This is a genomic window from Rhodoferax sp. UBA5149, assembly GCF_002413825.1.
Lineage (GTDB): Bacteria > Pseudomonadota > Gammaproteobacteria > Burkholderiales > Burkholderiaceae_C > Rhodoferax.
Genome location: NZ_DHXT01000090.1, coordinates 1 through 7483, shown reverse-complemented (window position 1 = coordinate 7483; position 7483 = coordinate 1). Strand labels below are relative to the sequence as shown.

8 protein-coding genes are annotated in these 7483 nt (G+C 63.6%); 4 read left to right on the top strand and 4 right to left on the bottom strand.

Translation table 11 applies throughout. The features are described 5' to 3' along the window. Both B3V69_RS07810 and B3V69_RS07805 read right to left on the bottom strand, forming a co-directional pair. Positions 1-1225: efflux RND transporter permease subunit (locus B3V69_RS07810; protein ID WP_296445359.1), on the bottom strand; the 1225-nt coding region annotated here is incomplete at its 3' end. 12 nt (positions 1226-1237) lie between these two features. After that, complete coding sequence (locus B3V69_RS07805; RefSeq protein ID WP_296445357.1) at positions 1238-2503, bottom strand: efflux RND transporter periplasmic adaptor subunit; 1266 nt, start codon at positions 2501-2503, stop codon at positions 1238-1240. 146 nt (positions 2504-2649) lie between these two features. On the opposite strand from B3V69_RS07805, the gene B3V69_RS07800 reads away from it, so the two are divergent. Beyond that, positions 2650-3273 carry a TetR family transcriptional regulator gene (locus B3V69_RS07800; protein ID WP_296445355.1) on the top strand — a complete coding sequence of 208 codons (624 nt, stop codon included), beginning with the start codon at positions 2650-2652 and terminating at the stop codon, positions 3271-3273. Between the two features lie 8 nt (positions 3274-3281). On the opposite strand, the gene B3V69_RS07795 is transcribed toward B3V69_RS07800, so the two are convergent. Next, the gene (locus B3V69_RS07795) at positions 3282-3908 is read right to left on the bottom strand and encodes an ANTAR domain-containing response regulator (protein WP_296445353.1); all 627 of its coding nucleotides are present in this window, start codon (positions 3906-3908) and stop codon (positions 3282-3284) included. Between the two features lie 94 nt (positions 3909-4002). On the opposite strand from B3V69_RS07795, the gene tsaD reads away from it, so the two are divergent. Next, complete coding sequence (tsaD, locus tag B3V69_RS07790; RefSeq protein WP_296445361.1) at positions 4003-5055, top strand: tRNA (adenosine(37)-N6)-threonylcarbamoyltransferase complex transferase subunit TsaD; 1053 nt, start codon at positions 4003-4005, stop codon at positions 5053-5055. Between the two features lie 55 nt (positions 5056-5110). Here the strand turns inward: tsaD and B3V69_RS07785 are convergent, their stop codons facing one another. Further along, entirely contained in the window at positions 5111-5491 is a 381-nt protein-coding gene (locus B3V69_RS07785) for an Hsp20/alpha crystallin family protein (RefSeq protein WP_296445351.1), read from the bottom strand. Positions 5492-5586: 95 nt separating this feature from the next. Here B3V69_RS07785 and B3V69_RS07780 point away from each other — a divergent pair, with 95 nt between their 5' ends. Further along, on the top strand, positions 5587-6867 hold the full coding sequence (locus B3V69_RS07780; RefSeq protein ID WP_296445349.1) for a branched-chain amino acid ABC transporter substrate-binding protein: 1281 nt from the start codon (positions 5587-5589) through the stop codon (positions 6865-6867). Between the two features lie 23 nt (positions 6868-6890). After that, the coding region (locus B3V69_RS07775) for an aminotransferase class I/II-fold pyridoxal phosphate-dependent enzyme (RefSeq protein WP_296445347.1) at positions 6891-7483 on the top strand (593 nt) is incomplete at its 3' end.

The following is a 7483-nucleotide window of genomic DNA, read 5'->3' as shown; positions in this document are numbered from 1 at the left end:
CGTCGTCCACCACGATGCCGATCACCAGCACCATGCCGAACATGGTCAGCACGTTGATCGAGAAGCCCAAGGCCAGCAGTGTGGCAAAGGTGCCGAGCAGCGCCACCGGCACCACGATGGTGGGGATGACGGTGTAACGCCAGTTCTGCAGGAACAAGAACATCACCAGAAACACCAGGGCCACGGCCTCCAGCAGCGTTACCGCCACCTGCCGGATGGAAATGTCCACGAAGCGCGAGCTGTCGTAGGGAATCGTCCAGGTCATGCCTTTGGGGAAGAAGCGCTCCAGCTCCCGCATCTTGAGTCGAATCGCCTTGGCCGTGGCCAAGGCATTGCCGCTGGGCGCAAGCTGGACGCCGATGCCGGTCGACGGCTTGCCGTTCAAGCGTGCCGACGTGGCGTAGGCCTGCGCACCGAGCTCAATCCGCGCCACGTCTTTGAGACGCACGGTCGAGCCATCGGCGTTGGCGCGCAGCACCACGTTGCCGAACTCCTCGACGCTGGCGAGCTGGCCGTTGACCACGACCGTGGCGGCGATGCCCTGGCCCGCCACATTGGGCAGGCTGCCAATTTCGCCGGCGGACACCTGGGCGTTTTGCGCGCGGATGGCGGCCGTGACATCGGCGGCCGAGAGGTTGACGCCCAGCAATTTGGCCGGGTCGATCCAGATGCGCATGGCACGCTCGGTGCCAAACAGCTGGGCCTGGCCGACGCCCGGCAGACGCTGTATTTCGGGCACGACGCTGCGTGAGGCGTAGTCGCCGAGCGCGACCGGGTCCCAGGCCGGGTCGCTTGATGACAGGATGGCGAACAGCAGGAAGTTGCTGCGCGACTTGTCCACGCGCACGCCCTGCTGCGTCACCGCTGACGGCAGACGCGGCGCGGCGCGCGACAGGCGGTTCTGCACGTCGACCTGGGCCAGGTCGGCATTGCTGCCGGGTTCGTAGCTCAGTGTGATCTGGCCCGTGCCATTGGCCTGCGCGACCGACTCCATGTAGATGAGGCCGGGTGAGCCGTTCATTTCCTGCTCGATGACGGAGATCACACTGTCTTCCAGCGTCCTGGCCGAGGCGCCGGGGTAGACCGCCGACACCACGATGGAGGGCGGTGCCACCGGCGGGTACTGCGCAATCGGCAACTGGGTGATGGACACGGCGCCCATCACCATGATGAACAAGGCGATCACCCAGGCAAAGATAGGCCGGTCAATGAAGAATTTCGCCATGGCGCGGGCTCCTTAACGGGATGCGCCGGAGGCGGTGCTAGCCGGGGCCGAGGCCGTGCTGGCAGGCTTGCTACCCGGCGCCTGCCAGGGCACGCCCTTGACCGGCGCCTCGCCGCGCAGCTTCTGGAAGCCGTCCACCATCACCTGCTCACCGGCCTTCAGGCCGTCCAGGATCACCCATTGGCCGCGTTGTTGGCCGCCCACCTTCACCGGGCGCGGTTTGACCTTGCCATCCGTGCCGACCACCATCACCGAGTCGCCCTGCGGCGAGCGTGTCACCGCCTGCTGCGGCAGGGTGATGGCGTTGCTGGCCTGCGCCTGCTCCAGGCGCACGCGCACATACAAGCCGGGCAGCAGCGCGCCGCCGGGGTTGGGCACCTCGGCGCGCAGCGTGATCTGGCCGGTGGTGGCGTCCACCGTCAGGTCCGAGAACAACAGTTTGCCGGGGCGCGCGTATTCGCTACCGTCCTCCAGCAGCACGCGCACACTGGCCGCGTTGCTGCCGCTCGCGCGCTTGAGCTTGCCGTCCGCCATGGCCTGGCGCAGTTTCATCACGTCGCCCGCCGATTGGGTGAAGTTCACATACATCGGGTCGATCTGCTGGATCACCGCCAGCGGCGTTGCTTCGCCCTGGCCGACCAGCGCGCCTTCGGTCACCAGCGAGCGGCCGATGCGGCCCGAGATCGGGGCCGTGACGGCGGCGTAGTTCAGGTTGATGCGTGCGGTCTGCACCGCCGCTTTGCCGATGGCGACGTCGGCTTCGGCCTGTTTGCTCGCCGCCTGGGCGTTCACGAACTCTTGCTGGCTGATGGCTTTGGCCTCGGCCAGCGGTTTGTAGCGCTCGGCTTGCGCACTGGCTTGCATCAGGTTGGCCTCGGCTTTGGCCAGGCTGCCCTGGGCGCTGGCAAAAGCGGATTGGTAGGGGCTGGCATCAATCTCGAATAAAGACTGGCCGACTTTGACGTCGCTGCCCTCGACAAACAGCCGCTTTTGCAGAATGCCGGCGGCGCGTGCCCGCACTTGCGCCACGCGCGAGGCCTCCAGGCGGCCGGGCAGCTCGGTGATCAGGCCCACATCGCGGGGGGTGACCGTGACCACGCCGACCTCGGCCGGTGGCATGCCACCGGCGGGACCGGCTGGCGCGGTGTTGCTTTGACCGCAGCCCGCCAGCAGGGCCGACAGGCCAAGCGCGCGCCAGGCCAGACTGGCGCGCCATGACGATCGGCGGGGAAGGGCAGGAGCAATAGAAAGAGAAAGCCGGGCGCGCAGTACAGGCATGGTTTTTTTCCAGAAAGAGAGCAGAGAAACAGATTCTGCCGCGTGGTTCCAATAAATGGGGAGGCGGGGTTTTTAGAGTATACATACAGCCTTGAATGTATAAAAATACCTTCCACGCCCTGTTACTTTACTGAAAGATGCCCGCCATGGCTCGCCGCACCAAGGAAGACGCTCTTGCTACCCGCCATCAACTGCTGGATGCGGCCGAGCATATGTTCGCCGAAAAAGGCGTTTCGCGTACCGCCTTGCTTGACATTGCGCAAGCCGCCGGCGTGAGCCGGGGGGCGATTTACTGGCATTTCAAGAACAAGGCGGATCTGTTCAACGCCATGATGGAGCGCATTACTCTGCCGATGGAAGAAGCCTTGCACCAAATTGGGAATGATGCGGGCAAGGACCCCTTGGACGAGTTGCAGGGCTCGCTTTTGGATGCCATGCGCAAAATTGCCTCGGACCAGAGAACGCGCCGCGTGTTCGAAGTGGCCACTCTCAAAGTGGAGTACGTCGATGAATTGCTGGCGGTCAAGGCGCGTCATCTGCAATGCCAGGCCGACGGCGTGCGCCAGATACGGCGCAGCTTGCTGGAAGCCGCCAGGCGTCGGGCCGTGCCCTTGCGGCTGGAGCCGTCCACGGCGGCGCAGGGCTTGCACGCGCTGGTGGTGGGGCTGATCCATACCTGGTTGCTGGCCCCGGAGGCCTTTGAGCTGGTGAGCGTGGCCGAAATGGCGATCGGTGCGTATCTGACGGGTTTGGGGCTGGCGCCACGTTGACGCGATAGTCAACCCAACAAATCCATCACGTCCAGCATGCGCTGCGCCACCTCGGCCAGCTTCAGCCCCTTGTCCATGGCCGCTTTGCGCAGCTTGTCATAGGCGAGCTGCTCGCTCAAGCCCTGACGCTGCATCAGCAGGCCCTTGGCCCGGTCAATCACCTTGCGGTCTTGCAGCTCGGTTTTGGTGGCCGCCAGTTCCTGGCGCAGCGCCTGTTCGTGCTGGAAGCGGGCCATGGCCACGTCCAAAATGGGGCGAATGCGGTCGCTGGACAGCCCGGCCACGATGTAGGCCGATACGCCGGCCGCCACCGCGTCCCGCACGTGCGACGTGTCGCTGTCGTTGGTGAACATGACGATCGGACGGCGCGCATCGCGCGTCGCCATCACCACGTGCTCCAGCGCGTCGCGCGCTTCGCTCTCGGCGTCCACGATGATCATGTCGGGCTGCAGTTGGTTCAGCCGCTCGTGCAAAAACACGTCGGCCGGCAGCACGGCTACCAGGTTGAAACCGTTCTCCAGCAAACCGATGCGCAGGCTGCGCGAGCGCTCGGCCTGGCTGACCGCGTAGTCATCGCTCTGGTCCGCTATGGCCAGATCGGGGGCAACGACGACGATTCGCAGGGCTTCATTCATGCGCGGATCGATGCAAGAATCGGGCCAGTTTCGGGCCTGCTGGCCGTTTGTGGCGAGCAGGCATCCCCTAAACTCTGGTCCTATGGCGAAAAACTTGGTGGTGTTGGGGATGGAGTCCTCGTGTGACGAAACGGGTGTGGCGCTGGTCGAGGTGCGCGGCACTGAAGTACCGGTACTGTTGGCGGACGCCCTGTACAGCCAGATCGAAATGCATCAGGCCTATGGCGGCGTGGTGCCTGAGCTGGCCAGCCGCGACCATATTCGCCGCGTGCTGCCGCTGACCGAACAGGTACTGGCCGCCTCCGCGCGAACCTTGGCCGACGTGGATGTGGTGGCCTTCACCCGCGGCCCCGGTCTGGCCGGGGCCTTGCTTGTGGGCGCGGGCGTGGCTTGCGCACTGGGCGCCGCCTTGGGCAAACCTGTGCTGGGCGTGCACCATCTGGAAGGCCATTTGCTGTCGCCGTTTTTGAGCGCCGATCCGCCTGAATTTCCGTTTGTGGCGCTGCTGGTGTCAGGTGGTCATACGCAATTGATGCGGGTGGATGGCGTCGGACGCTACGAACTGCTGGGCGAGACGATTGATGACGCGGCGGGTGAGGCTTTCGACAAGTCGGCCAAGCTGCTGGGCTTGGGTTATCCGGGCGGCCCGGCGCTCTCCAAGCTGGCTGAACAGGGCGACCCAACTGCGTTCAAGCTGCCGCGTCCTTTGCTGAACAGCGGCAACCTTGATTTCTCGTTCTCTGGATTAAAAACTGCGGTGCTGGTGCAAGCCAAAAAGCTGGCGCTGGCGCAGGGCAGCGCGGTCGATGCCTTGCCCGCGAAGGTGCTGGCCGATCTGGCGGCTTCCACGCAGGCGGCGATCGTGGAGGTGCTGCTGAAGAAGTCGTTGACGGCGCTGGCGCAAACCCATTTGAGTCGGCTGGTGGTGGCGGGTGGCGTCGGCGCCAACCGCATGCTGCGCCAGCAACTCAATAGCGAGTGCGCCAAACGGCGGGTGCGGGTGCATTACCCCGAGCTGCATTTGTGCACCGACAACGGCGCCATGATCGCCATGGCCGCCGCCATGCGACTGCAGTCCGGACAGCAAACGGCGAGCGAGGTCTACGCCTTTGACGTGAAACCGCGCTGGCCGCTGGCTATGCTCTAAATAGGCCGCTAGCCCCTGTATCTATTGCGCAGGCAGCTATTTTTTCGATAGCAAATTAGTTAATCGTCAACGCGGTCACGCGGCTCACCGGCGCTTGCTTGCCGAGCTTGAGCGTGAGCACGCCGTTCTCCAGTTTGGCCTCGCTGCTGGCGGCGTCGATGTCCTGCGGCAACTCGTAAGCTTGTTTGTACTGGCGTGCTGCGCCTTCCTTGGTTTCAATGCGGACGATGCAGCCTTCAATGCCGATGTTCAACTGGTCTTTGGCAATGCCGGGCACATCAAAGGTCAGCGTGTAGGACTTCTCGTCTTGCGCCACAGCGCATGATTTCTGACGGCTTGCCAGTTGAGTTTCTTCGAGGAAACGCTCCAGAGATCGGCCGGCCGGTGAATAGGCATGACGACGAAGGCTGGCGGGGGCGGTGGTAGCAAAAAACATGGTTTAACTCCTAGTACACTGCGCGGCGTCCGACATGAACCTCCGCTTGTATCGAATCTGCGAGTGAAGTGCCTCATTTCAAGAGAGATTCCAATATGTTTATTCTTTCGGTCAAGGCCTTGAAATTGCTGGCGGTGGCGCTATGCGTGCCGGTTTTGGCGCTGGCGCAACCGACATCCGCACCGATCAAGGTCGCCATGATCGAGAGCCTGAGTGGCCCGTTTGGCAACACCGGCGAGGCGGTGTTCCGCAACCTGATCTGGGCCATGGAGCGCGTCAACGCGCGCGGTGGCGTGAGGCTGGGCGCGGCAGGCGGCAATCGTCCGCTGGCACTGGAGCGCTACGACAGCAAGGGCCAGACCGAGGAGGCCTTGTCGGCACTCAAGTCGGCCATCGACGACGGTGCGCAGTTCATCATGCAGGGCAATTCGTCGGCCACCGCCGCGGCCCTGATTGATGCCATCAACAAGCACAACGAGCGCGAGCCGGGCAAGCGCGTGCTGTTCCTGAACTACGCGGCGGTCGATCCCATTCTGACCAATGAAAAATGCAGTTTCTGGCACTTTAGGTTTGATGCCCATGCCGACATGCGCATGACGGCCTTGATGGACGTGCTGAAAGAGGACAAAGCGCTCAAGAGTGTTTACATCATTGGCCAGGACTACAGCTTCGGCCATGCCGTGGCGCGCGAAGCCAAACGCCAGTTGGCACTGCTGCGTCCCGACGTGCAAGTGGTGGGCGAAGAGCTGCACCCCATGGGACGCGTCAAGGACTTCTTGCCTTACGCGGCCAAGATCAAGGCCAGCGGCGCGCAGGCCGTCATCACCGGCAATTTTGGCAACGACCTGACGCTGCTGGTCAAGGCGGCGAAGGAGGTCGGCTTTGAGGGCAAGTTCTACACCTTCTACGGCAATGCGCTGGGCGCACCGGCTGCGATGGGCGACGCCGGCATCGGTAAAGTGGTGGCCGTGGCCGACTGGCTGCCCAATGTGCAGAACGCGCAAAGCGAAGCCTTCTACCAGTCGTTTCGTCAGCGTTTCCCCAATCCGGCCGACGACTACGTGCACATGCGCATGCAGCTGATGGTGGAGTCGCTGGTGCAGGCGATTGAAAAGGCGGGTACTATGAATTCGATAGCGGTCGCCGCACAGCTGGAGCGGGCTAGAGTCACTTTTTCTTCGCAAAGTGGGGCGATGCGGGCGTCGGATCACCAGTTCCAGCAGCCGCTCGTGGTGGGTCTCATGGACAAACAAGGCAGCCCCGGCGTGAAGTTCGATGTCGAAGGTTCGGGCTATGGTTTTCGGGTCATCAAGACCATTGCTGCGGCCAGTGCCGAGCAGCCCACGACCTGCAAGATGCAGCGCCCCGTGCAATAAGCCATTCGCAATCTGAGCCTGCCATGCGCCAAGTCATCCAGAACCTCGAAGAGTCCCGTATCCGCGAAGTCGCCAACGCCGGCATGGGGCGACCTGATGTGCTGGCTTTCTGGTTTGGCGAGAGTGACGAGGTCACGCCCGATTTCATTCGCCAGGCGGCCATCGAGTCGTTAGAGCGCGGCGAGACCTTCTATTCCCATAACCTGGGCCTGCCCGAGCTGCGCGAGGCGATATCGAACTACATGAGCGCGCGGCACGGCCCGATTGGCGTGGACCGGGTGGCCGTGACCAGCGGCGGCGTCAACGCGCTGATGCTGGCCATGCAGCAGTTGCTGGATGCGGGCGATGAGGTGGTGGCCGTGACGCCCGTGTGGCCCAACCTGACGGCGCAGCCCGCCATCATGGGAGCTCGCGTCAAGTGCGTGGCGCTGAGCCCGGTCGATGGCGTGTGGACGTTGGACATGAAGGTGCTGCTGGCGGCCGTCACGTCCGCCACCAAGGTCCTGATCATCAACGCCCCGAATAACCCGACCGGCTGGACCCTCACGCGTGAGGAACAGCAGCGCATCCTGGACCATTGTCGCGTGACGGGCACCTGGATACTGGCCGACGAGGT

Excerpts from the sequence above, each read along its gene's own strand:
- B3V69_RS07805 (WP_296445357.1), bottom strand. The coding sequence starts at position 2,503 with ATGCCTGTACTGCGCGCCCGGCTTTCTCTTTCTATTGCTCCTGCCCTT.
- B3V69_RS07800 (WP_296445355.1), top strand. The coding sequence starts at position 2,650 with ATGGCTCGCCGCACCAAGGAAGACGCTCTTGCTACCCGCCATCAACTG.
- B3V69_RS07795 (WP_296445353.1), bottom strand. The coding sequence starts at position 3,908 with ATGAATGAAGCCCTGCGAATCGTCGTCGTTGCCCCCGATCTGGCCATA.
- B3V69_RS07785 (WP_296445351.1), bottom strand. The coding sequence starts at position 5,491 with ATGTTTTTTGCTACCACCGCCCCCGCCAGCCTTCGTCGTCATGCCTAT.
- B3V69_RS07780 (WP_296445349.1), top strand. The coding sequence starts at position 5,587 with ATGTTTATTCTTTCGGTCAAGGCCTTGAAATTGCTGGCGGTGGCGCTA.